Genomic DNA, 26,484 nt, shown 5'->3' with positions numbered 1-26,484 from the left:
TCTATACTATCATGAAAATAACCCTCTTTGCCATTACCTGCCTGCTGCTTTTCTCTTCTTTCAACAGCAAGCTCCCCATCAAATATATCTACCTCACTTTTGATGACGGCCCTTTAAAAGGAAGTGAGAACATCGACAGTGTGGTGCTTGCGGAACGCTTAAAGATCAGTGTATTCCTGGTGGGTGAACATGTGGAAGAAAGCAGGAAGTTCATGGGGTATTACAACATGTATGAACAGAACCCTTTTATAGAATCCTATAACCATAGCTTCACGCACGCGCATAATAAATACAAGGAATTCTACAGCAATGCACAGAACGTATTGGCAGATATCCAAAAGAATGAACAGGCCCTGCATCTCCACTTTAAGATCGTAAGGCTGCCGGGCAGGAATATCTGGCGCATAGGTTCCCGTGTTAAGGACGATGGCCCCAGTGGTAAAGCCGCCGCGGATCTATTGGCCGCTAATGGCTTCTCCCTGATAGGCTGGGACCTGGAATGGCAGCATAAAGATGCAGATGCTACCCCTATCCAGACTGTAGACCAGATGACCAGGGAGATTGAAACCCGCCTGGCTACAGGCGATCACCTGGTGGTTTTGTTGCACGATGAAATGTTCCAGAAGAAATGGGAAGAAAGTGAATTACATCAGCTGATTGATAATTTGCGGAAGCATGAGAATTATGTTTTTGAGCATGTGCGGTTTTATCCGCGCAAATGATCACTGCTCCGGATTGATCCATACGTCCCTCCTTGGATAAGAGATATGATGCTCCTTAAACAACTCATGGATCCTGCCCAGTACTTTCCCTTTCACAATAATCCTGTTCTCAGAATCTTCCACCCAGAAATGCAGTGTGAACACCAGCATATCTTCCACCACACCGGATACAACCGCATAGTTAGGAGAGGTTTTAATGATCTCGGGTATTTCGGAAAAAGCCTGTTGTATCAATCCTATCACCTGTGCATGATTCACATCCTGGTCTGTAGGTATCTGTAATTCCAGCCTGCGGAGGTTGTTGGTAAGCGTCCAGTTCTTGAGATCGTTGGCGAGCAATTTACCATTAGGGATCAATACCTCTGACCCGTCTATGATAGCGAGGCGCGTGGCACGTAAACCTATTTCCTTCACCCTGCCCAGTTCATTGGATATCTCCAGTCTGTCTCCCACCACAAAAGGTTTTTCAAATACGATAATGATCCCGGACAAAAGGTTGCTGGCAATGTTCTGCAAGCCAAAGCCAATGCCTACGCCCACAGCACCAAGTACAATGGTGAAGTTGGAGAGAGAAACCCCCGATGCTACAACGCCTACAAAGAAACCGCCACAGATAAGCAGAAAACGCCCCAGCAGCAGGTAACTCCCGATATTACTTTTACGATGCTCCTTGCTGTCTTCCCGCGCACCCACCATGTTCCGCAGGATACCGGCAATATAGAAAGCGAGGAACACACTGCCCAGGAAGATGGCAATACTGCCGAAAGTGAATTGCCCGTCCCCGATAAAGCGGGGTTCTGTGAAGAAGTCCCTGAACTCCGTCATCACTATTTCATAGAGATTGGTATTGATGAGGTAGCCGATCAGGATCAGCACTACAGAAATAAAAATGAACAGCGGGCGAAGGTGATCGTATACCAGCTGACCATTGATGCGGATATGTTCACTCCGGTCGTTAAAGAGATCAACGAGGATAAGGATATAATCCAGTAAAGAATGCACTGCGATGTAGAACATCATACTAAGGATCACAGTATCGAATGCTACGAGGATCAGGGATTTGCCCAGGGTGTAATTTCCGGTGATGGTTAAACCGGCGCCAAGGGCAATGTGTAAGCCTATGATAACGATAAAGGCCTGCATGGCTTTTTTTCGTTTGATGGGATACCCCGGGATCTCTTTGTAGAACACCCATAGCGGCAGCAGCAGCAAAACTGATAAACTGAAAATGATCCTTCCTACCAGGGTGGCGGTTACAAAGAAGTTCAGCAACATCAGCAGCAGGAAGGAGACGATCAGTATAAAGAAAGCTTTTTTATTGAGATAAGGATGTTCCTTCCAGGTAAGGTATCCTACGAGTGCGGTTAAGCTGATGAAGATCAGTTCCAGGAAAGCATATGGTGCATCAATGAAAATAAAGGGGGCCAGCACCATACCCATGATGGTAGAAGAAAGAGAGGGGTATTTGCTGAGGAACATTAAACGATCGTCTTTCTCCTTTTTCTTTTTAAACATCCGCAGCGGAACAAGGCAAAGCAGGAAGATCAGGATCCTGAACAGTACAATACGGCTCAGGGAACTTTCTGCATAGAACCGGAGATTTTCCAGTGTTTGCAGGAAGGTGGTTTTAACGGTGGTGGTGAAGGAGGCGGCATAATCTTCCTGCGTGGCTTTCCAGATGGGAGGAAGGTCGCGGTGCAGAAGGTACATTTCCCTGCGGGTGAGTATTTCATCTGCATCGTCATAGAGATCATAAGCTCTGCCGCTGAAGATATTCAGGCTGTCTTCTACGGTTGTATAAAGTTTGAGGATGCGCGATGCATTACCGATAGCCCTGTTGTGCCGCCATTGGAGGTAGGCTATTTCTCTTGCATAGGTTTCTTTTAAGAGGGAGTCGCCATGTTCTGTAAAGTATTTTATTTCGCTGGTGATCTTTTCTATTTGTAATGTTTTTCCTGCCATTTCATCGTTCCACCTGCGCATGCGTTGCTGCCATTTCCTCACTTTGCGGGTGATGGCACCTACTTCCATTTTTATATCATAGATGGTGCGAAGGTTCAATGCATGTACCTGGGTGTAGAAATCGCGCTCCATGAGGGTAAGGGTGATAGCCAGCCGGGAGATCTCTTTCTGCAATGCAATAGTGTCCACTTCATATTCACTGGAGAGTTCCAGTTTGTTCATGAAACTGATATCCCGCTGGATCCAGGAAGATGGCGTATTGATGATGCTTGAATCAGCCTTCTGCTGCGCTATTGCAGGCGAGGTGTATAACAGGAGTAACAGGATGATCCGGAGCATTCTTTCCAGGTTTTAACTACAATTTAAGGAATTAATAGCAAGTTTCGGGTAGGGCATGGCTGCCGCCTGTTCTAATTTGCAGGTATGAAACTGGAAAACATCAACTGGCAGGCTGTAACAGAAGCCATGCATGCACAGGGGTATGCTGTAGTGAAGGATGTGCTTACTGCTAAAGAATGCGATGGCCTTGTAAAAGCATACAATGAACCTGAATACTACAGGAAAACGATCTCCATGGAACGTTACCGTTTTGGGCAGGGAGAATATAAGTACTTCGCTTATCCGTTACCGCCGCTGATCCAACAGCTCCGTGAACAGGTGTATCCTCAGCTTGCGCCGATTGCGAACGACTGGATGCGGGTGTTGAAGATCCCCACTGCCTATCCTGCAGAATTCAAAGCATTACAGGCTGTTTGCAGGGAACATCAGCAAACGCAGCCAACGGTACTGATCCTGCAGTATGGCAGGGGAGGGCATAATACCTTGCACCAGGACCTGTATGGTGAGTTCTTCTTTCCTTTTCAGCTGGTGGTCTGTTTGTCTGAAGACTATACAGGCGGTGAATTTGTGCTGATAGAGCAAAGGCCCCGGGCGCAATCTAAAGCGATTGTTTTAAGGCCCGGGAAGGGGGATGTGGTGATCTTCACCACTAACTTCAGGCCGGTGAAAAGCACGACGGGTTATTACAGGGCGAATATGAAACACGGAGTGAGCGAAGTGAGGAATGGCAGCCGTTATGCTTTAGGGATCATTTTTCATGATGCAAAATGATGGTGGCAGCCGCTGAAGCACTTCAATGCATGGTGCAAATGATCACGGTAACCGCTGCTCATGATGCAAAATGGCTCAGCCAGCCTGCAATAAACTGCAGTACTTCTATTTTCCCCGGCTCATTATGTAATTCATGATAATAGCCATCCCATTCCTTATAGGTCAGCAGCTTTTTGGGAGCCCGTTCTGCAAACAGCCGGGAGCCTTCCACGCTGGTGAAAGTATCTGCATTTCCATGGATCAAAAGGGAAGGCACGGTTAAACGATCTGCATGTTCCAGGCACCAGGCGCCATTGGATACGAGTATGTCCATCAGGCGGAGGCTGGCTTTATCGTGCCGGAGCGGGTCCTGCTGGAATTTTTCCACCTCTTTCTGATCATGGGAGATCTGGTGGATATCCAGCCCCGGGGTTACACGTACCTGCGGAAATAAGGTAGCACCCACTTTCAATACGCCTCTCAGGAATGCATTTGGTTTACTGCCCACGATGTATGCCGGGCCGGATATAATAGCAGCCAGCACATCCGGTTGACGGTGTAGTAGTAATCCGGTAAGGATGCCGCCTCCCATACTATGCCCATATAGTACAATGGGCAGCTGATACGCTTCCTGTACGTACTGAATGAAACCTTCCAGGTAATCGAAGATCTCTTCCAGTTTTTTTGCGGCCCCACGTTTGCCATCACTTCCTCCATGACCAAAATGGTCGATACCGGTAACGAGGTAGCCTTCCTGCTGGAAAAAATCAGCTACATGGCCGTAACGGCCAACATGTTCGCCAATGCCGTGGATCATGATCATTACATGGCTGAACCGTTCGGGTTCCCAGGTGATGCCATGGAAGTGTGAGCCGGAAAATTGCCAGGAGAAATCGGTTACCATAGGACCTTGCTTTTGTTTCTGAGTAAACAGTTAAAACTACGTTTTGTTGTGGACATACAAGGCTTATTTGGAGAAAAAATGCAGGCTTCGTTACCGCAAAAATATCCGACTATAAAACATTATCTGAAGTAACAACGATCATCCCCGGGGATAGGTTGTTGTAGATAGATCTGAATTAGCAACACTCCCCGGCAGATTGTTGTAGATAGATCTGAAAAATAACAACGATCCCCGGGCAGATGTCCGGGGATTTTCATTTTCTCTAGCAGTTTTTATTATTCGAATTGCAAATGAGTGCTTTTATAAATACTTTTTGATGAGGTTATTTTTCCTGGCCAGTGCTGTTACCCACCAGCTTACAACAACCGCTACTACAAATGTGATCAGGGCTTTCACCAATGCAGGCAGATGAAATTCCAGCAGCAGGTACTGGCACCAGACCACAAAAATATAATGCACCAGGTAAATGCCGTAAGCGTTTGCAGAAAGCGACTTCCACCAACTATTTGCCTGGTGGAACAGGCTTTTGAAGGTGGTAAGGCATGCAATGCAGCTCATCATACAAGAGAGTACCCATATAGACCTGTAGATGATCGTAGCCTGTAACAGGCTCAATTCAAGGCGGTCTACCATACCCAGCAAGGGTGCTTCGCTTAGTTTCAAAAATACAAACACAGCGAGGCTGCAGAATAGCCAGAACGGCCATTTTCTTACAAAGGCAGCACCACTTGCAAAAGGACCATTGTTCAAGCCCTTTGCGCCGATCAATACACCTAACATAAAATACCCGAAATACAGGGGCATTCTGCTGATCTGAAAATCAAATGGCCCGATGCCTGTCCATGCCTCTGGATTTACGGCTACGGCCAACGGTACATAGAGGAGCCAGGTGATGATATACCAGCTTAAGAACAGCTTTGGTACATGTAATCCATTTTTGATGAAAGGATAACATAATGCAAAGACCAGGTTGAACAGGAATAATACCCAGATAAACCATGGCGGGCCAACAGGCCATGCTTCCACTGTAAAGTAATCAACGATATAGCCTTTGATATCATGCTGCCCGTGGGCAAGGAAATAAGCAGGATAGTATGCTAAGAGCATGAGAACGGTAACACCGGTAATAAAAGGGATAAATAAACGGTAAAACCTGTCCCGGATAAAAGTGCCGACAGATCTGCGCTGCAGGCTGCTCATTACAAATATGCCGCTGATCAGGAACATCAGGGACATGAAGAAAATATCGTTAAAGTTGACGAAGAGATCCAGGCCTTTCCACCTGGTGGTATCTACTACCGGGTGGGTAGAGGTAATATATGCGTCTTTATTGAACCATGCGAAAGTAGTATAGGAAAGGGTGGCGTGATGGGCTACCACCAGAACTGTAATGAAGGCGCGCAAATGGTCTATCCACCAGTTTCTTGTCATGTCCGGGATTTAAAAAAGATTTTTACAAGGCCATGGCCTTACTGCGAAGTGAACGCATGGCATAGGCATTTATAACAGATACTCATGGCAAGCCCTGATACTACAGCAGGGATAAGGCATAAGCTGCTGGTATTTTATATTAAAGACGCCGCTTGGGGGGAATGGTTGCATGTGGCTACAGGTACAACAGGCACAAATGGTTTGCTAAATAAGGCAATTGATATTTATAGACCGCCTATAATAAAGCTGGTTATCAAACACCCCGCTGGGAATAATTGCATTCAACCGCTGAAACAAAGGCCCATAAAGAACAAACCGCCGAAGTGAGTGACACAACGGCGGCTGCATATTGATATAAAAGCTGGCTAACTGATCTATTTCTTAAAATCAAACTCTTTCACCTGGCCTGCCGCCATTTTATATTCAGAAACAGCACCACCGGGGAGCCTGAGCTTCAGGGTGTTTTTCTTTTCTGAACGGATCTTTACTTTGACTATTTCGCCATTCTTCTTTTCTGCATCTACGAGGAAAGCGCCTTCAGCCCTAAGGGAAGTAAAGCTGACGTTCTTCCAGCTATCAGGTACAGCAGGGAATATTTCTATTACGCCATTCCTGGTGCGCAGCAGCAATTCATGTATGCCCTGTGCAAAAGCAAAATTGCCTTCCAGTGTAAAGGGGCGGTAGGTGAAACCGGAATACTGGCCACCTTTCTGATCGCCATTCAGGTGGAAACTATTCGGGGAACAGAAGTTGGATGCGAAGATCTGTAATTGTTTTACAGCACTGTCTGCTTCATTAGCCCTTGCATAGATACAGGCCAGCCATGTGAAGGAATAACCTACCCAGGCGCGGGAGCCCAGTTTTTCAATATGGCGTAAGCTGTTTTTGATCACTGTTTTATCCTCTAATAACGCTAATGGATATATGGACATATAAGGAGAGAAATGGCGATGGGAAGAACCAAGGTTTTCACCAGGCGCTACCGTTAAACCGGTTTCATTGGCATCCAGTGCCGGCAGTTGTACGCCTATACTTTTCCAGTGTTTGGCTTCTTCCGTTTTACCCGCTGCAGCACTTACTTCCGCTGCTGCTGTGAAAAGGAAATGCGCCAGGGAGAGATCATAATTCGTCCAGTTGAGATACCATGCTTTGATGCTGTTATCGTGATACTCCGGGCTGGAACTGATGGGGAGCTTACGTTTCCCGTTTTCCAGGCGGGTGATATTTTCTAAGAAGGTAGCCGTTTCATGGAGATAGGGATATACTTTCTCTTTCAGCAACTGCGCATCCATAGAATATTTCCATTGCCAGTAAAAATGCTGCGAAACCCAGGCCCCTACAGTGGGAGACAGGGAATATTGGATCCAGCCACCCATGGGATAACCACTGATGGTTTCCACACCGGGAACATTTAATCCTTCCACTGCAAAGTATTGTTGCGTCATTTTACGATTGGCAGTACGGGTTTTCCATAGCCAGTCAGTAAAGGTGGCAGCTTCTTTCAGGTGATTACCCGTGTAGGCAGGCCAGTAACTTAACTGGGTGTTGAGGTCGTTGTGAAAATCGCCTTTCCAGGGAGGGAGGTTGCCATTGTCTGCCGTCCATACTGCCTGGAGTGAAATAGCGGGTGCGCCTGTTTGTGCTACTGACCCCAGTTTATACATTTCGCGGTAGTATTGTTTTTCAAGCAGGGTATCCGGAATACTGATAGCAGAACTTTCCCAGTAACGGGCCCACCAGGCAGTATGTGAACCCCATGTGGCAGTTTTGTTCTTTAGCATATCAATGGCCGGTTTATTGTTGGAGATGGCCCAGTTACCGGTTACTTTGTTGCCGGGGAGATGTTCCCACCATACCATTACTTCATAATATTTCCCTTCACTGATGGGTTGATGATAGATGATCCGGCCGGGCGTTTTGGTGACCGTTCCTTTTTCATAGCCCAGCTTCTCCAGGCCAAACCCATCCACACTATTGGCGGTAGTGCCACTTGCGCCGGTATTGTAATTGGGTATCAGTAGTTGCGGCTCCCATTGCTTATCAGTGATGTTGCTGAATATAAACCCTCCGATGGGTGCTGTTGCATATACCTGCGTGGTCAGCGTTGTGCCGTTCCTGAATTTCACAGTATTGATTGCCGTGGCAAGGTCCAGTACATTGGATTGTACGCCGCCAAATGAACTGATATCAAATTCAATGGCAGCTCCCGGTAATTTAGTAGGGTAGGCAGATGCTTCGTAAGGCACGTCCATGGCACGTTGTACCGTGTCGTACTGTTTCTTTAATACCTGTTGTTCTACCCATTTGAAGGAGTATTTGTTCAGGTGGAGGGCTTCTCTTTCGTCCCAGAGATCTACCCGGTCCAGTGAAAAACGGAGGCGGCCGTTCTTTTCCCAAACCAATGCGCCTACTATGCCGTTACCCAGTGGTATGGCTTCGTCCCAGCGTTTGGCCAGCATGGGGAAAGATAAATTATGAGAGGGCTTTAGCTGTGCCGTCAGCGGCAGGGTATAAGCTGCCGCTACGAGAAAAGTAAACAGGTACTTCATCATTCGTTATACAATTTTTAAGAGTAGCACTTACAATATACAATCTTATATTCCTTAAATTTGCAAATATCATGGTAACAGATCAGGCTACTTATAACAAGAAGAAGTTCAGGAATGAGATCCTTATTTTTATAGTCAAACTGGTAGTGTATTTCGGAGTGCTGTATGTTAATCTGACCCAGCATACCTATTTCGAAAAATACAACTGGCTGGGCAGGATGGCTAATGCGCTGTCCCTGTTCCTGGGTGCAAATATCCTTATCTCCATCGGATGGATCGTGCTGATCTCCTGGTATCTCCGGAAGAACCGCCTGCAGCGCCTTACAAGGGATAACTTTGTATTGGGGCTGAACCGCATTTCCTCTGTGCTCAATACCGTTGTTTTCCTTGTGGCCCTGATGAATTTCACGGGGCTGAACCTGAAAGAAACTTTCTTTAGTCTTAGCATCGCCGCGGCCGCCTTTGCTCTTTTAACCAAAGAGTATGTGGCAAATATGATCAATGGTTTAATTATCATGTTCTCCGATCAGCTTTCCCTGGGAGATCAGATCAGGGTGGGGGAGTACAAAGGAAAAGTGCTGGACATCACATTGATCAATGTGGTATTGCAGAACGATGATGATGATATTGTACTGATCCCGAATTCCGTGATCTTTTCCTCTATGGTACTGAACCAGAGCAAGCAGAACATCAAGAAGCTAACCATAGAATTTGAGCTGGACCTTAAATACCAGTCGTCTCCGGATATGCTGGAAAGAGAGCTGAAGGCCTCTTTACGCCCATACGCCAGTAATATAACGGAGAACAGTTTTTCACTGAAGATCCTGGAGATCAAAAAAGACCTGGTGCATTACAAGGTGCAGTTCCTCATCCCGCGCCCTGATAAGGAAACGGAGCGTAAGATGCGCAGGATGCTGATCAATACCATCCTTTCATTCTCCGGCCGTGAAATAAACGAGCAGGAAAATGCAGATTGATCTGTATATTGTTGCTATAATAAATAAAAAAGCATGGAAGAACTCACAGCAGGTATCGGCTCCCGTGTGCAGCATGCGCATCACGGACCGGGTGTGATCATTGGCGTGAAATACGCACAGTATGTGATCACCTTTATCAACAAAGGCATCCTGGAAGTAGATAAAACAGATCCCCTGTTTGAAGTATTGTATACAGAGAACAAGACGGTAGAAGTGGAAACAGTTTCAGAGGTGGAAACCTCTCTTTTAAAGATCCTCCGCCTCTGGGGTGGCTTTTCCGAAATAGTTCCTTTGGGAGACAGGTGGACGGGCGGTACTATGGTACTTCAACCGAAGGACAGTTCCCTGAAACCGAAAGAAGTTCCGGTGGAAGTATTCTTTCATAAAATTGTGATGATCCGGGACCGGCTGCGGGTATTGGAGCAACAGATCAATGGGCATAAACTGCTTGGCGATGAGGATAAAGTAAACCTGCAACAATATATTACCCGCTGCTATGGCTCACTCACAACTTTTAACGTTTTATTTCGGGAAAAAGAGCATTGGTTTGCAGGAGAGAAAGGCGGTAAAGACGACTGAGAAAAATTTTGTATATTTACATGAATTAAATTGTGTGAACTATGGCACTACTTGAATCAAACAACCCTGTACTGAAAGAAAAGACTTTCCAGGAAGCTTCACAGACAGCATATGGTGAAGCGATGACCCTTAACGGCACGATTGCTAAGATGGGATTTTTGCTGGCTTTGGTATTAGCTGCAGCTGTTTTTTCCTGGGGCAAATTCGCCAGCGGGTTTAACATTATGCCCTTCGTTTGGGGCGGTGCAATTGGCGGTTTAGTGATTGCATTGATCATTTCTTTTAAAAAGGAGTGGGCCGGTTACCTGGCTCCTGCATATGCTATTGCAGAAGGTTTATTCCTTGGTGCAATATCTGCTGTTTACGGCAGCCTGTATGATGGCATTGTTTTACAAGCCGTAGGTTTAACGATCGGCGTTTTCATTGCGATGCTCATTTTATACCGTGCCAGGATCATCCGTGCTACGGAGCGTTTCAAATCAATTATGTTCACGGCAGTAGCCGGTATTGCAATATTCTACCTGATCGCATTTGTACTGCGCATGTTTAATATTGATATTCCATTCCTGCACGAAGGCAGTATGCTGGGTATTGGTTTCTCTATTGTGGTAACCGCAGTAGCTGCGCTGATGCTGATCATCGATTTTGATATGATCGAAAATGGTGTTGCACAGGGTGCGCCGAAGTATTTTGAATGGTATGCATCTTTTGCCCTGCTGGTTACGCTGGTTTGGCTGTACCTGGAAATACTCCGTTTGCTGTCTAAGCTGAGCAGTAATAAGTAATTACTTTCTGTACAGAAGTTAAAAAGCCATCCCGGCGTATCGGGATGGCTTTTTTTATGTTTTAATCTAGGCTTGATCAGCTCTCCTAATGATGATCATATTGCGGTTCCCAGTGCAGATAATAAGCGTTCAGTGCCTGTTTACTCACATGCCGGGTGATCACATCCCAGGCCTCCCTGTTCCAGCGAAAATGGATACCGGCGCGGGAAGTAAGCCTGTCGTGCCGGCGTGGGTAATAAGTGGAACGGGTGGAAACGAAGATATTGCGTGGCCAGCCGTTCAGGTTGAGCAGATCTGCATCTTCCGGGTATTCCCTGTATACCTCCCCGTTTTTAATGTAATACACCCCGGTGGTCTTTACATCTTCCCAGGCAAAACTGAGGTTCCAGAAAGGGCTTTTGTAATGAATGCCCGCATCATCCAGTGTAACGACCGTCATTTTCCTGATCAGCCATACACCTGTAATCCCCAAAACCCCTGCTAAACCAATAATGGTGATCATGATAAAGCCTTCTGAGAGGCCAACGATAAGGAATAAAATTGCTAAAAGGAGATAGATAATACGCAGCACTTTGCCAATAAGCGTTTTACTGCCTGAGATTTTGATCGTCCTGGTCGTCTTCACCATGTCTGTTTCCGGTTGTTGCCTTAAGCTATGGCATAATAAAAAAGCGGTGCACACCATGGGGATGCACCGCATATTCAGTAGGTAGTGTATTAACGAAGTGTAATCGGTTAAAAAGGCTTAATTAAAATCTTCCTCACCACGAAGGGTGCATTCAATTTTGTGTTTCACAGGAGCACTGAAGCCTTCCAGCTCAATGTTCGGGTGTTCGTCTAAGCAAATACGGATTTTACCATTTTCGTTCATTAAATGGTCGTGAATAGGTTCCAGAAGGGCGAAAAGCATACGCTTACCACTTTCTGCAATTTGATTCATGATAGAATCTTCTAATTGAACGAATTCCCGGTTTTTGTAAGAATAGGATACTTGTACCATACAGGTTTCTTTGGTTTTCATTAGGATCGATGCCATAAAAATAACAAATATTTTAAATTGTCAAAAATTATTATGGATAAATCTTTTAGTTAACAAATGGCTATACTATCAATATTTTCTGCTGATTCGTGGAAATGCGCTATTGTGGCTTATTTCCTATTAACAAATCAAACTTTGGGCCATTTTGTTACCCCCTGGTTACCATTCAACATTTTCCCTGCCGGGGATTGGGCATTATTCCCTTATTTTTATGCGCTATAAACTCAGCCTGACATTATGCAACTAATCCGAAATCTGCTACTGCTTTGCCTTTGCGTATGCATTGCCCTCCCGGTTCTATCTCAGGACATCACATGGTCCGCCGATGGAAATGCCTTTTATACTGAAGAAAACGGGGCCATTATAGCCTACCAGGTAAAGGACAATCAAAGGAGTGAAAAAGTGCCCGCCAAAGCACTGAGTGCAGCAGGAGCAATTCAAAGCTTTACTTTCAGCCCGGATGAACAGAAAATATTGATCTTCAGCAATACCCGCCGTGTATGGCGTTACAATACCCGTGGGGATTACTGGTTGTACGACCTGAAAACCAGCCAGTTAAAAAAAATGGGTAAATCCCTGCCGGAAGCAACCCTCATGTTCACCAAACTTTCTCCTGACGGTAAAAAGGCCGCCTACGTGAGTGACCATAACCTTTATATGGAAGACCTGGCCTCCGGCAAAATAGTGCAGCTTACCAAAGATGGTACCCGCCGGTTGATCAATGGTACTTTCGACTGGGCTTATGAGGAAGAATTTGGCTGCCGCGATGGTTTCAGATGGAGCCCGGACAGCCGCAGTATTGCCTACTGGCAGATAGATGCCACCAGGATCAGGGACTTCCTGATGATCCGGAATACAGATTCGATCTATTCTTATACCATTCCGGTAGAATATCCCAAAGCCGGTGTGAGCCCCTCTGCCTGTAAAGTGGGCGTGGTGGACCTGGCTACAAAGAAAACCACCTGGATGCAGGTGCCCGGCGATGCACAGCAACATTATATTCCCCGTATGGAATGGCTGCCCGGTAAGAACAGCCTCATGATCCAGCAGCTGAACCGCAAACAGAATACTTCCAAACTGATGGTGCTGGACCCCGTAAGTGGTAAAGCACAAACCGTATATACTGAAACAGACGATGCATGGTTAGATGTGAAATCTGCCTGGGATGATGGTGATATCACGGGATGGGATTGGATCCAGGATGGGAAAGCTTTTGTGTGGGTGAGTGAAAAGGATGGCTGGCGTCATCTCTATCGTATTTCAGCAGATGGTAAACAGGAACAGTTACTTACACCCGGCGATTATGATGTGATCAATATCAATAAGATCGATGAAAAGAACAACCTGGTGTATTTCATTGCTTCTCCTGAAAATGCCACCCAGCAATATCTCTACCGCATTCCATTAAGCGGTGGCAAAGCTGAACGTGTTACACCTGCCAACCAGGCGGGCATTCACAAGTACAAGATCTCTTCCAATGCTTTATTTGCTATTCATAGTTTTGAGAACCATCAATTCACACCACAAAGTGAACGTATCAGTTTGCCGGACCATAAAAGCCTCAGTGGCAAAGACTTTGGGGCCGCTGCTGCAAGAAAGGGCAACGTGGAGTTCTTTAAAGTAACTACTGAAGATGGTGTAACGATGGATGGCTGGATCACTAAACCTTCCAACTTTGATCCTGCTAAAAAATACCCGGTAGTATTTTATGTATACGGAGAACCAGCTTCCTGCACTGTGCAGGATGGTTTTGGCAACGCACAGAATTTCCTGTATGCAGGTAATATGAATGAAGATGGCTACATCTATATTTCACTGGATAACCGTGGAACGCCGGCCCCGAAAGGGCGTACATGGCGTAAAAGCATTTACCGCAAAGTAGGTGTGCTGAATGCAAGGGACCAGGCAATGGGCGCCAAAGAAATATTGAAATGGCCTTTTGTGGATGCAGACCGCATAGCAGTATGGGGTTGGAGTGGTGGTGGTTCCATGACGCTGAACCTGCTCTTCCAATATCCTGAGATCTATAAAACAGGGATTGCCGTGGCTGCTGTTGCCAATCAACTCACCTATGATAACATTTACCAGGAGCGGTTCATGGGTTTACCTTCTGAGAACCTGGAAGACTTTGTGAAAGGTTCACCGATCACGTATGCAAAGAACTTAAAAGGACAATTACTCTATATTCACGGTACGGGTGATGATAATGTTCATTATCAGAATGCTGAAATGCTGGTGAATGAATTGATCAAATATAAAAAGCTCTTCCAGTTCATGCCTTATCCTAACAGAACGCATGGTATTTCTGAAGGTGCGGGAACTTATGAACATTTGTCTGCGTTGTACACGCAGTTCCTGCAGGAACATTGTAAACCGGGGGCAAAATAGTTTTTTGGGCAACGCGGATAGATTGCGTACTCGGCTGATACCTTAGCGGAGTATTGTTAACTCAAAAAATAAAACAATGAGATCTATTCGTTTGCCCCTGATCGGGTGCCTGCTATTGATTGTGGCAGGCATGGCAACCTGCAGGAAACAGGATGTGCCACCTGCTCCTGTTATTATTGAAAAGAAAGCCGTAGTATCATCCTCAACAGGAGAAATTATTGTCCCTGTTTCCTGGTATCAGCTGGAATTGAAGCTGATCAGGGAAACCGGTGGTTTTTCACCTCCTGTGGCTGCACGTGCTATTGCCTATACAGGTATCACTTTATATGAAGCAGTAGCTGCGGGCCGTTCCTTAAGTGGCCAGTTAAATGCGCTGCGTTATGTTCCGAAACCAGACAGCTGGAAACGTTATAACTACGCGATCGCTGCCAACAGTGCGATGGCGCAGATCATCAGGAGTTTGTTCCCCAATGCCAGCGCAGCTAATCAGCAATTGATCACGCAACTGGAAAATGATAACCTGCAATTATATGCGGATACCTGTCATCCTGATGTAGTGAGCCGCTCTGTTTCATTTGGCCGGCAGGTGGCTACAGCTATCCATCAATGGTCTGCTACGGATGGTGGAAAGGATGGTTATTTAAATAACTTCCCTGCTGATTATGTTCCGCCCGTAGGGCCTGGTCTGTGGGTGCCTGCACCTCCTGCATTTCAGCGGGCGTTGTTACCTTACTGGGGAAGTAACCGTACAATGGTGAAACCTTTTACGGTGAATATTCCGCCGCCTGCATTTTCAACAACTACCTCTTCTTCATTTTATCAGAGTGCGTTGGCAGTTTATCTGAAAGGCACTGCACAAACACCGGAAGAAAACCTTATTGCGAGATATTGGGCAGATGGGGGAGGTACTTTTACACCGCCGGGTCACCTGATAGCCATTGCAACACAGCTGGCGGTTGAAAGGAATGTAAGTCTTGCTTCGGCAGCCAGGCTCTTTGCGCAGGTAGGGATCAGTTTGAATGATGCAGGGATCCTTAGCTGGAAGTACAAATACAAGTATAACGTACTGCGTCCTGTTACTTACATCCGTACTTATATAGATAGCAGCTGGATGCCAACGATCGCTACGCCGCCTTTCCCGGCTTACACTTCAGGCCATGCAACCTTTACAGCCGCAGCGGGAGGTATTTTAATTGCGCGGTTCGGGGGTAATACCTCCTTCACAGATCAGCAGAAAGTACCGGAAGGTTTTGCTCCCCGCAGCTTTAATAACTTTCAAAGCATGATCAATGAAGCGGCCATTTCCCGGGTCTATGGAGGCATCCATTACGAGTTTGACAGTGAGTCCGGCAAACAGACCGGCGCTGATATAGCCAGGCGGGTACTGGATCTGCAGTATTAAACAAACCGGGGTTGGGTGAATTCATCAACCCCGGTTTTTCTTTTTCGTTTATAAACTTTTACTTTGCTGCTTTAATTCCGAGTAATGACCAAAAGCAGTATTATTGGCGTTATCGCCACCATCATCGTTATTATCAGTGCATTCCTTCCCTGGATCAGTATTCATGTAGATGGGCAGACGCTCTTGTTCACCGGTATGAATACCAAGGGTTCCAGCTTTGGAGAACCGGGAAAACTGGGGATTGCGGTAGCAGTGATGGTATTGATATTATTCCTGATCAATAAGGAATGGTCTCCCCGGGTTAATTTATTCACCAGTGCTTTCCTCGCTGCCTGGTATTTCCGGAACATGCTCATCTTTTCCCGTTGTGAAATGGGCATCTGCCCGGAACAGAAAATAGGTTTGTTCCTCTCCCTGGGAGCAGCAATTATTGCATTCGTATGTGTGTTGTTACATCGCCGGAAGCATGTTAAATAGCGATGGCTATCAGGTAAGAGGCTAAGATCACTAATCCGCCGGTAAGCACATAACGCAAAGCCATGCGGGTAACGTGTTGCCCTGTGATGCGTGATTTCAGGTATGCAAAGAAAAGGAGGGCAAAGATGCAGAGTGTGAGGCTAAGTTCAGATGCTTTCGTGAAATTCTCCTGTGCCAGGTAAGGCACAAAAGCGATCAGGCCTCCCAGTAAAAAGAATGCACCGGTAGCCAGTGTGCTCCTTATGGCATGGCCCAGGCCAAATTGCTGCAATTGTACATGTTCTTCCTGTAAGGTGTTTTCCCACTGCTCCTGGTCCTTCTTCATTTCATCTGCAATATGCTCAATGGTGCCCTGTGAGATATCCAGCTTCAGAAGCCGCTGTTTTTCTTCTTTGGACATCCTGCCTTCGTCATCATGTTCATCCCCGCGGTTAGCACGGAAAACGGCAATCATCATCAGCAAAGTGGCGATGCCCAGGATAAGGATGTGCAGGGAGTAAAAAGCCTGTACGGTAAGGCTTTTACCATGCAGGATCTGTGTGGTGAATAATAACAGCAGCAAGCCGTCAGGAAAGCCGATCAACAGATCAGTCCTCCAGCCGGAGCTACGTATCGCTGCTTTATTGCGTATGTCCATAATGCAATTAGTCTAATGTTTCCAGGCTCTTTTTTATAATGCTCACACAATCGCTGATCTGTGCGGCAGTGATCACAAGGGGAGGAGCGAAACGGATCTTATCCCCATGTGTGGGCTTGGCCAGCAGCCCGTTCTCTTTCAGCGCCAGGCAAAGTTCCCAGGCTGCATCCTCATGCGGATGATTGATGATGATGGCATTCAGGAGACCTTTTCCCCTGACAATACTGATATGCGGAGATTGAATATCTGTAATTCCTTTCCTTAATAATTCACCCATCTTTACGGCATTCTCTGCCATCTGTTCTGTGCGTAATACTTCCAGTGCCGTCATGGCCACTTTGCAGGCTAATGGATTCCCGCCATAAGTGGAACCATGTTCGCCGGGTTTGATGGTGAGCATGATCTCATCATCTGCCAGTACCGCAGATACAGGTAACATGCCTCCGGAAAGGGCTTTACCGAGGATCAGGATATCAGGACGGACATTTTCGTGATCGCAGGCCAGCATTTTTCCGGTACGGGCCAATCCTGTCTGAATTTCATCTGCTATAAATAATACGCCGGCATCGCTGCAATATTGCCGTGCGTTGGATAAATATCCCTGGTCAGGTACTTTTACACCGGCTTCGCCCTGGATGGGTTCTACCATAAAACCAGCTACATCAGGGTCTTGCAGGGCTTTTTCCAAAGCGGGCAGGTTGTTGTAGGGGATCACTTCATAACCGGGCATGTAGGGGCCGAAGTTCTTGCGGGCTACAGGATCGGTGCTGAAAGACACTACGTTCAATGTGCGGCCATGGAAATTATCTGCGCAAACGATGATCTTAGCTTTGTTCTCCGGGATGCCTTTTACCATGTAACCCCATCTGCGGCAAAGCTTCAGGGCGGTTTCAACGGCTTCCACGCCGGTATTCATGGGTAATACCTTATCGTACCCAAAATAACGGGTGATGTACCGGGTGTATTCTCCCAGCAGATCACTGTAAAAAGCGCGGGAAGTGAGGGTGAGCTTACTGGCTTGTTCCACCAGCGCCGCTACGATCTTAGGGTGGCAATGCCCCTGGTTCACGGCAGAATATCCTGATAAGAAATCGTAATAACGTTTACCGTCCACATCCCAAACAAATACTCCTTCGCCACGGCTAAGCACTACCGGTAAGGGATGGTAATTGTGCGCGCCGTATTGTTCTTCAAGTCCGAGGAAATGTTGCGTCTTTTCGCTGATCGTATAATTGGGTACCATAATCCCTCAAAGTTACTCAATTACTTTATCCTTTCAACTTATTCACGAGGTTGATGTAGTCCTGCATGGCTTCTTCCTTGCTTTTTCCTTTCAGATTGGTCCATGCGTCGAACTTGGCTTTTCCAACAAAATCGAACATATTGGCAGGCGGCTCAATGTTGATATCTCCTTCTGTGGATTGTTTGTACAAAGAATACAATTGCAGCAGGATGTCGTTATCCGGTTTAGTGTCCAGTGTTTTGCTGGTTGCTACCGCCTCCTCAAATAATTGTTGCAGTGCCATGGTGTATTTTTTGTATTAAATGTAAAGAAATAGACGCAATAAGAGGGTAGGCACACATGAAAGAAGTCTAAAATTTAATACCTTTGCAGCTTATCACAGTTGCGAATTGTCAATTACGAATTAAAGATTGATACAATTTGAGGCTAATTCGTGATTGATCTTGTATTATATGAAGAATATCCGGAATTTTTGCATTATTGCACATATTGACCACGGTAAGAGCACGCTGGCGGACCGTTTATTACAATTTACCAATACCATTTCCGATCGCGACATGCAGGCGCAGGTGTTGGATGATATGGACCTCGAAAGGGAGAAAGGTATCACCATCAAGAGCCACGCCATTCAAATGAAATATACCGCCAAAAATGGCGAACAGATCATCTTTAACCTGATCGATACCCCCGGCCACGTGGATTTCTCCTATGAGGTATCCCGCGCGCTCGCTGCCTGCGAAGGTGCGCTGCTGCTCGTAGATGCTGCACAGGGTATCCAGGCACAAACAATTTCCAACCTCTACCTGGCCCTCGAAAACGACCTGGAGATCATTCCCGTGATCAACAAGATCGATATGGAAGGTGCCATGATCGAAGAAGTAAAAGACCAGATCATTGAACTGATCGGGGTGAAACCCGAAGATATCCTGCTGGCTTCCGGTAAGTCCGGCATTGGTATTGAAGAGATCCTGGAGGCTATTGTGCATCGTATCCCCGCTCCAAAAGGAGAGGTGGAAGCGCCGCTGCAAGCCCTGATCTTTGACAGTGTATTCAATTCCTTCCGCGGGATCATTGCATATTTCCGCATCTTCAACGGTACCATCAGTAAAGGGGATAAGATCCGGTTCGTGAACACGGGCATGGAATATGAAGCAGCTGAAGTAGGCATCCTTGGCCTGGGTTTGCTCCCCAGGGATAAAGTGACCTGCGGGGATGTAGGATACATTATTACCGGTATCAAAAACGCTAAAGAAGTAAAAGTAGGGGATACCATTACCCTGGCCAATAATCCCTCCGAAACTGCTATTGATGGTTTCGAAGAGGTAAAGCCGATGGTATTTGCGGGGATCTTCCCCGTGGTAACGGAAGATTTCGAAGAGCTGAGGGACTGTATGGACAAACTCCAGCTGAACGATGCTTCCCTGACTTACGAACTGGAAACTTCACAGGCACTTGGTTTTGGTTTCCGTTGCGGATTCCTGGGCATGCTGCACATGGAGATCATCCAGGAACGTTTAGAACGTGAATTCAATCAAACCGTTATCACAACGGTTCCGAACGTGGGTTTCATTGCCTACGATACAAAGGAGAAAGTGATCATTGTGAACAACCCTGCCGAAATGCCGGACCCCACTAAGCTGGAACGCATTGAGGAACCGTTCATCCGGGCACAGATCATCACCAAACCGGATTACATCGGTAATATCATGACGCTTTGCCTGGGCAAAAGAGGGATCCTGGTTAACCAGAGCTATCTCACTACCACCCGTGTAGAGCTGATCTTTGAATTACCGTTAACAGAGATCGTGTTCGACTTCTACGATAAGCTGAAGAGCCAGACCCGTGGGTATGCTTCTTTCGATTATAACCCTATCGGCTTCCGCGACAGTGATATCGTTAAAATGGATATCCTGCTGAACGGTGAGAAAGTGGATGCCCTCAGTGCATTGATCCATCGCAGCCGGGCACATGATTTTGGCCGCAAACTCTGCGAAAAGCTGAAAGAACTGTTGCCGCGTCAGCAATTCATGATTGCCATCCAGGCAGCCATCGGTGCTAAGATCGTAGCCCGTGAAACCATCAGCGCTATGCGGAAAGACGTTACTGCCAAATGTTATGGTGGTGATATTTCCCGTAAGCGTAAACTGCTGGAAAAGCAGAAAGAGGGTAAGAAACGGATGCGCCAGATCGGTAACGTAGAGGTACCGCAGGAAGCGTTCCTGGCCGTGTTGAAACTGGATGATTAAGAGGCTGCATTCGTTCCTTCTGAAATCAGACCCTGGCTGCAGGAAATTCCCATTTCTTCTCAAACCACATGACTAATATTATTTGCTCCTGGAGCGGCGGTAAAGATAGCTGCTTCGCACTCATGCAGGCTGTGCAACAGGGTTATCGTCCGGTTGCACTCCTGAATGTGATGAACGAAAACGGCCAGATCTCCCGGTCCCATGGTCTTCCTCCCTCCATCCTTCAGCAACAGGCTGCCGCAGCCGGTTTACCCCTTACCACCATTGCCAGCAGCTGGCAGGATTACGAAACCAATTTTGTTACACAGTTAAAAGGCTTAAAGCAGGAATATGCTGCTTCCGGTGCTGTATTTGGAGATATTGACCTGGAACCGCACCGGGACTGGGAGGAAAAAGCATGTGCTGCTGCCGGGCTGGAAGCCCTTTTGCCTTTATGGCAACTGGAACGTAAGCTGCTGGTATACCGCATGTTGCAGGAAGGGATCAGGTGTATGATCGTATCCTGTAATACCCACCTGGGAGAAAGTTTCCTGGGCCGGATACTGGATGATGTGCTGATAGCTGAACTGGAGGAAAAAGGCGTGGATGTATGCGGGGAGAATGGGGAATTCCATACCGTAGTGGTGGATTGCCCTTTGTTTACCGTACCGGTGCAATTACCTGCGTGTAAGAAGGTGAGGCATGAGGAATACTGGTTCCTGCAATGGGAGTAAAAGCGTATCAAAAGTAGACCAAAAGCGTATCAAAAGCATATCAAAAGCGTATCAAAAGCGTAGTTACCCCCACCCACTGACATTTTGCTCCTTCAATCCGGTAATAATGACATACCTCATGAGCCTCCAACAAAGGAGTAACGAACACGGACCCTATGTCAGGCATTAAAAAGCCGTTCCAGCATAACTGAAACGGCTTGATATCTTAGATTGGCTCTTCGTTTACGCTAATTGTTGTTGCTGCTGCCTTACAAACACCGGTTTCAGTAAAGCATAGGCTCCGAAGAGGATGCCGCTGTAAAACACATTCCCCATGATGGTATTCAGGGCAAAACTACCGAACAGGCTATTCTTATAAAAAGGAACGGCAGAAAGGTAGCAGGTCATGAGGCCGCTGAAGGTATGCGGATACATGTCCCTGAAAATAAAAGTGCCCAGGTTGGATAAGAGGAAGAACAGTACCCCTACACCAATAGATGCCAGGAAGATATTACCGGGGTTCGCTTTTTTGATGCGGGTACCAATGAAGGTGGTTAAGACGAAAGCACCATAAACAAAGAGCTGCTCTCCGCCGCCATAGAAACCCTGGATGTTGGTGAACAGTTCAAAGAACACATCACTCAGCAGGAGGGCGACCAGTGGAACCAGGTAAGCGTAACGCTTATCTTTGAACACAACGCCTGCAAACAGCGCACCTGCGCCTACGGCGGTGAAGTTGTAGATCTGCATGTAATTGGTAAACAACCGTCCGAGGATGGTCAGAAAAATAAGTGCTGCGATCAGGAGTACTTTAGATGTAGTTTCTTTCTTCATGCAAGATGCTGCTTTTGTTGACAACACAAATATAATCAATTAAGGAATAGATGCTTTAAACACGGTTAATTCAGTCGTGGCCGTGAGGGTATAGCTTTCCCCGATGGCGGCAAATACAGAAACGCCTTTTTTCAGGGGCAGTTCTGCGGAGCCTTTTACCACACCTTCCCCGTTCAATACGATCCATGTTTCAGGAGCAGCGGCGGTATGTTCATATACTTCACCGGGTTTAAGGCCGATCCGGCTGATCACAAAATCCGGCGCAGGGGTGGGATAGATCCGTTCCTGGCCATTGTGGATGGATTCCCCTTTGAGGATATTGGGATATACCGCTTCAAAACGGGTATGTTTCAGCAGTTCCTCCACATCAATATGTTTGGGGGTCAGCCCGCCACGTAACACATTGTCTGAATTGGCCATCAGTTCAGCATTCTGACCTTCAAGGTAAGCATGCGGGATGCCTGCATCCTGGAATACGGCGTCTCCGGGTTTGGCGTTCACGATGTTGAAGAAGTAGATGGAAAAGATGCCACGGTCCAGGCGGTTCAGGCCTTCCGGATCATTTGAAATGGCCCGGGCCGTCCAGAAAGCGGGATCGCTTTTTTCCAGGGTGCCTGCAGCATAGGAGGGGAGTACCCTGTCTGCCAGCGGGCGGAGGAGGGTGTTGATCTCTTCCTGCGGCAGTTCCATTACTGCTTTATATAAACCTTTGTATCCTTCTTTTTCAAAAACAGGAGCGAACGACTGTAGTTCAGGCACAGCCTGGAGTACCTTTCTGAGCTGAGGTTCCGGTAAAAAGCCATGCAGCAGCCAGAAATCGCTCAGGGCTACCATGATCTCCGGTTTGTGATTGGCGTCTTTATAATTGCGGTTGGAAGCAGTAAGTGGAATACCCGCTTCATTTTCCGCCGCAAATCCTTTTTCTGCTTCTGCTTTGGTGGGATGCACCTGGATAGAGAGCATGTCTTTCACATCCAGGATCTTGAACAGGTAAGGCAGTTCGCCGAAACGTTCTGCTGCTTTTGTGCCCAATACTTCAGCAGGCTGGTCAGCAATATACTGGTTCAGTAACAAAGGGCCGGATGTGGCCTGTAAGGTAGAGGGCGCACTCTGATGTGCTCCCATCCAGTATTCCGCGCTGGGTTGCTCAGATACGGGCAATCCCAGTAGTTGCGGGATGTAGGTGAAACCTCCCCAGGCATAATGTTGTACCTTGCCATTCAGGTAAAATAATTTCCGGTTGCTCATGATTCCATTGTTAAGTTGTAAAAATAGAAAAATCGAATGGCTTATCATCACGAAGTAGGGAAAAAGGGTGAATTGCTGGCTGCCAGCCATCTTCGTGATAAAAAATACGAAGTGCTCCATACCAACTGGACGTACGGGAAGCTCGAACTGGATATTGTTGCCCGTTACCAGGATGTATTAGTGTTTGTAGAAGTGAAAACACGCAGTACGCAATATTTTGGTATGCCGGAAGAAGCAGTGCATGCGAACAAAGCGCAGTTGATCAGGAGAGCGGCAGATAAATATATGCAGCAATATAACCTGCAACCGAATGAAATACGTTTTGATATTATTGCTGTTACTGTTAATCAGGAGATCATGCATTTTGAAGATGCTTTCTAGGAATAGGTTATAACCCGCGCCCCGACTGCTTAACATCGTTTTAACAAATACGATTCCATACGGATATAATTAGTTGTATATTTGTGTATCCAATCAAATAATCGTCTCCTGTAAAGAACCGGTAGTTATCAATCCAAAAAAGGTTCTTTATGTATATCTGGAGTTTAGTATTAACCATGCTCACAAACAATGTTGTTATGCAACAGCTTCCTTCAGGGGAAGGTACTGTTTGTATCCAGGTTCCTGTTATGGAACAACAGAAAGGTACAGTGCAATGCACCATTTATAATGAGCAACAGATACCGGTTAGAATGATCCCTTTAGAGGGCGGGCATAAAAAGGGTGTGTATACTTTACAATTACACACGCTGGAGGCAGGAAATTATACGGTGAATGTGCAGCAGCTGAACCTGCCGGTTAAATTGAAATAGTGAAGGCATTTTATATTAGAGTCATCCCCCCAAACATAGATCCCCCGAGATAATCGGGGGACTTTGTATTTATAGGGCTGATCTTAAAATAAAAGAGCCGCTGCATAGCAGCGGCTCTTTTATTTTAATGTATCTTTTTAATATCCGTCTACCAGCACTTCATACATCTTCACCTTCAGTTCTTCCAGCGAAACGTTCTGCACCAGCTGGCCATCTTTGGCATAAGATACGGTACCTCTTTCTTCAGAAACGATCAGCGCCAGGTTATCGCTGTGTTCTGTGATCCCCACTGCTGAACGGTGACGCATCCCTATGCGTGTGGGCAGGTTAGGATTTTCTGATACAGGCAGGATCACTTTTGCGGCGAGGATCTTGTTGCCAACAATGATCAGTGCGCCATCGTGCAAAGGACTGTTCTTCTCGAAGATGCTTTCTATCAGCTTAGCGCTGATGTTGCCATCTATGGCAATACTGGAGGCGGTATCAAACTTCACACGATAAGTAGTAGCGATCACGATCAGCGCACCTGTTTGCGTTGCCATCATATGACCCACCGCGGTGATGATCTCATTGATCATGAGTTCCTCTTCTTTATAACTTTTAAAACGGTCGGGGAGGAAGAGTTTGGTAAAAAAGCTATCCTTACTGAGCGGCGTTTTTTTGCCCAGTACCAGGAGGAACTTCCTGATCTCCGGCTGGAAGATGATAATGATCGCGATCAATCCCACATTGATAAAATTCTGCAGGATATTGGTGAGGATGGGCATTTGCAGGGAACGTACCAAAAAGTACGCAGCATACACCATCAGCAGTCCAATGAAAATATTAAAAGCAAGGCTGCCTTTCAGCAGGCGGTAAAGCTGGATCACCAGGAAAATTACTACGAGCAGGTCTACAACATTCAGCCAACGAAACTCAAATCCATAAAATTGATATACATCCTTCATATCGACAAAAATAGCATTAAATTGATTGCATAAAAGCAACGATACGTGTTGCTTCTGTCGCTTCTTTTACATCATGCACCCTGAGGATGGCCGCACCTTTCTGCAAGGCCAGTGTTTGTACCACAGTGGTACCGTTCAATGCTTCAGAAGCAGAATTGCCCAGCAAACGATAGATCATGGACTTCCTGGATACGCCCACCAATACAGGTACTTCCAGTATATCAAACACTTCCAGGTTTTTCAGCAGCTGGTAGTTGTGTTCCAGCGTTTTACCAAAACCAAACCCCGGATCGATGATCACATCTGTAATGCCTGCTTCCCGGCATTGGACTACTTTGCGGATAAAGTAATCCAGTACTTCCTGGGAAACATTATTGTATTCAGGGTTCTGCTGCATGTCTGCCGGCGTGCCCTGCATATGCATGGCAATAAAGGGAACCTGTAGTTTAGCTACGGTTGGCAGCATCAGCGGATCCATATCTCCGGCGCTCACATCATTCACAAGGGCAGCCCCGGCATGGATACATTTTTCTGCCACAGCGGCATGATAGGTATCGATGGAGAGGATAGCTTCCGGGAAATGATGCAGGATGCCGTGGATAGCAGGCAGTAAACGTTCCAGTTCTGTTGCTGCGCCAACTTCAGGAGCGCCGGGGCGGGTACTTTGTGCACCAAGGTCCAGCATCAATGCGCCTTCTTCCAGCATGTCGCCTGCCCGGTCAATGATATGATGAAGCTCCCGGGTACGGCTGTCTGCATAAAAAGAATCATCCGTTACATTAATGATCCCCATCACGGCAGGGCGGGAGAGGTCTATTAACTTTCCTTTGCATCGGATCGTAAAATCTTTACGTAATAATGTATTTTTGAAACTCATTGAAAATTAATTACGAATTAAGCGATTACGAATTACGAACGATTAACAACAAATTTATCGTAAAAAAAGGCTTATTTCGTAATGACAATAGAAATAGATTATGACCCAGGTACAATATGCGGAAGTTATAGCGCGCTGTAAGGATGTATTTATCAAGAAAACGAAGGATTATGGTACATCCTGGCGGGTATTGCGGCCTATCTCTATTGTAGATCAGATCTTTATCAAGGCACAACGCATCCGTAACATCCAGGAGATCGGCCAGCAGAAAGTGGCGGACGATATCAAAGGAGAATTTGCGGGCATTATCAATTATGGCGTGATAGCCCTGATCCAGATGGAGTTACCGGATGACCCTTATACGGACCTGCCGGTTGAAACTGTTTCCCGCCTCTATGATGAAAAGATCGCTTTCATACAGGGGGTGATGGAAAACAAAAATCACGATTACGGGGAAGCCTGGCGGGATATGAGCCAGGAATCTTTCGTAGACCTTATCCTCACAAAATTACTGCGTATCAAACAGATCCTCCGGAACGAAGGTAAAACACTGATCTCTGAGGGGATGGATGCCAACTATGTAGATATTGTGAACTATGCCGTATTTGCACTGATACTGTTGAAAGAAAAAGAGCAATTATAAT

The 26,484-nt window shown here is 46.4% G+C and carries 26 protein-coding genes; 13 read left to right on the top strand and 13 right to left on the bottom strand.

The features are described 5' to 3' along the window. Positions 1-11: 11 nt before the first annotated feature. Positions 12-722, top strand: a complete 711-nt coding sequence (locus BUR42_RS07325) for a polysaccharide deacetylase family protein (RefSeq protein WP_074238603.1) — start codon at positions 12-14, stop codon at positions 720-722. Here BUR42_RS07325 and BUR42_RS07320 read toward each other — a convergent pair whose 3' ends face one another. Further along, positions 723-3,023, bottom strand: coding sequence for a mechanosensitive ion channel family protein (locus BUR42_RS07320; protein WP_074238602.1), 2,301 nt, complete (start codon positions 3,021-3,023; stop codon positions 723-725). It lies immediately after the preceding gene. An 84-nt stretch (positions 3,024-3,107) separates the two neighbouring features. Here BUR42_RS07320 and BUR42_RS07315 point away from each other — a divergent pair, with 84 nt between their 5' ends. Then, positions 3,108-3,794 (top strand): 2OG-Fe(II) oxygenase, encoded by a 687-nt coding sequence (locus tag BUR42_RS07315; RefSeq protein ID WP_074238601.1) that lies wholly within the window; start codon positions 3,108-3,110, stop codon positions 3,792-3,794. 58 nt (positions 3,795-3,852) lie between these two features. Here the strand turns inward: BUR42_RS07315 and BUR42_RS07310 are convergent, their stop codons facing one another. The 3 genes from BUR42_RS07310 to BUR42_RS07295 form a co-directional block, all read right to left on the bottom strand. Then, complete coding sequence (locus BUR42_RS07310; RefSeq protein WP_074238600.1) at positions 3,853-4,677, bottom strand: alpha/beta hydrolase; 825 nt, start codon at positions 4,675-4,677, stop codon at positions 3,853-3,855. A 300-nt stretch (positions 4,678-4,977) separates the two neighbouring features. Beyond that, positions 4,978-6,108, bottom strand: coding sequence for an acyltransferase family protein (locus BUR42_RS07305; protein ID WP_074238599.1), 1,131 nt, complete (start codon positions 6,106-6,108; stop codon positions 4,978-4,980). A gap of 374 nt (positions 6,109-6,482) precedes the next feature. Continuing rightward, a complete protein-coding gene (locus BUR42_RS07295; RefSeq protein ID WP_074238597.1) occupies positions 6,483-8,660 on the bottom strand; it encodes a glycosyl hydrolase family 95 catalytic domain-containing protein in 2,178 nt (725 codons plus the stop codon). A 68-nt stretch (positions 8,661-8,728) separates the two neighbouring features. Between BUR42_RS07295 and BUR42_RS07290 the strand changes: the two genes are divergently transcribed. Genes BUR42_RS07290 through BUR42_RS07280 form a run of 3 tightly spaced genes read left to right on the top strand, consistent with a single transcriptional unit; the run spans position 8,729 to position 10,998 of the window. After that, the gene (locus BUR42_RS07290) at positions 8,729-9,634 is read left to right on the top strand and encodes a mechanosensitive ion channel family protein (RefSeq protein ID WP_074238596.1); all 906 of its coding nucleotides are present in this window, start codon (positions 8,729-8,731) and stop codon (positions 9,632-9,634) included. 33 nt (positions 9,635-9,667) lie between these two features. Then, positions 9,668-10,213: a hypothetical protein gene (locus BUR42_RS07285; protein ID WP_074238595.1), complete on the top strand. Its 546-nt coding sequence runs from the start codon at positions 9,668-9,670 to the stop codon at positions 10,211-10,213. A gap of 41 nt (positions 10,214-10,254) precedes the next feature. Continuing rightward, entirely contained in the window at positions 10,255-10,998 is a 744-nt protein-coding gene (locus tag BUR42_RS07280) for a Bax inhibitor-1/YccA family protein (RefSeq protein WP_074238594.1), read from the top strand. A gap of 85 nt (positions 10,999-11,083) precedes the next feature. On the opposite strand, the gene BUR42_RS07275 is transcribed toward BUR42_RS07280, so the two are convergent. Together BUR42_RS07275 and BUR42_RS07270 are read right to left on the bottom strand one after the other, a co-directional pair. Next, positions 11,084-11,626: a hypothetical protein gene (locus BUR42_RS07275; protein WP_074238593.1), complete on the bottom strand. Its 543-nt coding sequence runs from the start codon at positions 11,624-11,626 to the stop codon at positions 11,084-11,086. Between the two features lie 117 nt (positions 11,627-11,743). Then, positions 11,744-12,034, bottom strand: a complete 291-nt coding sequence (locus BUR42_RS07270) for a hypothetical protein (protein WP_143197368.1) — start codon at positions 12,032-12,034, stop codon at positions 11,744-11,746. Between the two features lie 240 nt (positions 12,035-12,274). Here BUR42_RS07270 and BUR42_RS07265 point away from each other — a divergent pair, with 240 nt between their 5' ends. From BUR42_RS07265 to BUR42_RS07255, 3 genes are all read left to right on the top strand, one after another. Then, the gene (locus tag BUR42_RS07265) at positions 12,275-14,425 is read left to right on the top strand and encodes a S9 family peptidase (RefSeq protein ID WP_143197367.1); all 2,151 of its coding nucleotides are present in this window, start codon (positions 12,275-12,277) and stop codon (positions 14,423-14,425) included. Between the two features lie 76 nt (positions 14,426-14,501). Next, the gene (locus tag BUR42_RS07260; RefSeq protein WP_074238591.1) at positions 14,502-15,827 is read left to right on the top strand and encodes a vanadium-dependent haloperoxidase; all 1,326 of its coding nucleotides are present in this window, start codon (positions 14,502-14,504) and stop codon (positions 15,825-15,827) included. Positions 15,828-15,911: 84 nt separating this feature from the next. Next, positions 15,912-16,304, top strand: a complete 393-nt coding sequence (locus BUR42_RS07255; protein WP_074238590.1) for a hypothetical protein — start codon at positions 15,912-15,914, stop codon at positions 16,302-16,304. Here BUR42_RS07255 and BUR42_RS07250 read toward each other — a convergent pair. From BUR42_RS07250 to BUR42_RS07240, 3 genes are read right to left on the bottom strand one after another with little or no spacing between them, the layout of a single operon-like run. Further along, positions 16,297-16,941, bottom strand: coding sequence for a VIT1/CCC1 transporter family protein (locus BUR42_RS07250; RefSeq protein ID WP_074238589.1), 645 nt, complete (start codon positions 16,939-16,941; stop codon positions 16,297-16,299). The two genes, BUR42_RS07255 and BUR42_RS07250, sit on opposite strands and share 8 nt — an antisense overlap. A gap of 7 nt (positions 16,942-16,948) precedes the next feature. After that, a complete protein-coding gene (gene rocD / locus BUR42_RS07245) occupies positions 16,949-18,184 on the bottom strand; it encodes an ornithine--oxo-acid transaminase (RefSeq protein WP_074238588.1) in 1,236 nt (411 codons plus the stop codon). A 25-nt stretch (positions 18,185-18,209) separates the two neighbouring features. Continuing rightward, positions 18,210-18,467, bottom strand: a complete 258-nt coding sequence (locus tag BUR42_RS07240; protein WP_074238587.1) for an acyl-CoA-binding protein — start codon at positions 18,465-18,467, stop codon at positions 18,210-18,212. A 169-nt stretch (positions 18,468-18,636) separates the two neighbouring features. Here BUR42_RS07240 and lepA point away from each other — a divergent pair, with 169 nt between their 5' ends. Together lepA and BUR42_RS07230 are read left to right on the top strand one after the other, a co-directional pair. Further along, on the top strand, positions 18,637-20,430 hold the full coding sequence (gene lepA / locus BUR42_RS07235; RefSeq protein WP_074238586.1) for a translation elongation factor 4: 1,794 nt from the start codon (positions 18,637-18,639) through the stop codon (positions 20,428-20,430). Positions 20,431-20,498: 68 nt separating this feature from the next. After that, complete coding sequence (locus BUR42_RS07230; RefSeq protein ID WP_074238585.1) at positions 20,499-21,143, top strand: Dph6-related ATP pyrophosphatase; 645 nt, start codon at positions 20,499-20,501, stop codon at positions 21,141-21,143. A gap of 222 nt (positions 21,144-21,365) precedes the next feature. Here the strand turns inward: BUR42_RS07230 and BUR42_RS07225 are convergent, their stop codons facing one another. Together BUR42_RS07225 and manA are read right to left on the bottom strand one after the other, a co-directional pair. After that, entirely contained in the window at positions 21,366-21,956 is a 591-nt protein-coding gene (locus BUR42_RS07225; RefSeq protein WP_074238584.1) for a DUF6580 family putative transport protein, read from the bottom strand. 39 nt (positions 21,957-21,995) lie between these two features. Further along, entirely contained in the window at positions 21,996-23,204 is a 1,209-nt protein-coding gene (manA, locus tag BUR42_RS07220) for a mannose-6-phosphate isomerase, class I (protein ID WP_074238583.1), read from the bottom strand. Positions 23,205-23,240: 36 nt separating this feature from the next. On the opposite strand from manA, the gene BUR42_RS07215 reads away from it, so the two are divergent. Next, positions 23,241-23,585: a YraN family protein gene (locus BUR42_RS07215; protein WP_074238582.1), complete on the top strand. Its 345-nt coding sequence runs from the start codon at positions 23,241-23,243 to the stop codon at positions 23,583-23,585. Between the two features lie 197 nt (positions 23,586-23,782). Continuing rightward, positions 23,783-24,016, top strand: a complete 234-nt coding sequence (locus BUR42_RS07210; RefSeq protein ID WP_143197366.1) for a hypothetical protein — start codon at positions 23,783-23,785, stop codon at positions 24,014-24,016. A 137-nt stretch (positions 24,017-24,153) separates the two neighbouring features. On the opposite strand, the gene BUR42_RS07205 is transcribed toward BUR42_RS07210, so the two are convergent. Together BUR42_RS07205 and folP are read right to left on the bottom strand one after the other, a co-directional pair. Next, positions 24,154-24,963 carry a diadenylate cyclase gene (locus BUR42_RS07205; protein WP_074238580.1) on the bottom strand — a complete coding sequence of 270 codons (810 nt, stop codon included), beginning with the start codon at positions 24,961-24,963 and terminating at the stop codon, positions 24,154-24,156. A 16-nt stretch (positions 24,964-24,979) separates the two neighbouring features. Beyond that, positions 24,980-25,840: a dihydropteroate synthase gene (gene folP / locus BUR42_RS07200; RefSeq protein WP_074238579.1), complete on the bottom strand. Its 861-nt coding sequence runs from the start codon at positions 25,838-25,840 to the stop codon at positions 24,980-24,982. 100 nt (positions 25,841-25,940) lie between these two features. Here folP and BUR42_RS07195 point away from each other — a divergent pair, with 100 nt between their 5' ends. Next, complete coding sequence (locus BUR42_RS07195) at positions 25,941-26,483, top strand: DUF1599 domain-containing protein (RefSeq protein WP_074238578.1); 543 nt, start codon at positions 25,941-25,943, stop codon at positions 26,481-26,483. Position 26,484 lies beyond the last annotated feature (1 nt).

The sequence above is a fragment of the Chitinophaga niabensis genome, assembly GCF_900129465.1.
GTDB classification, from domain to species: Bacteria; Bacteroidota; Bacteroidia; order Chitinophagales; family Chitinophagaceae; genus Chitinophaga; species Chitinophaga niabensis.
The sequence above is the reverse complement of the archived record's forward strand: the minus strand, read 5'-3'. Positions and strand labels throughout refer to the sequence as shown.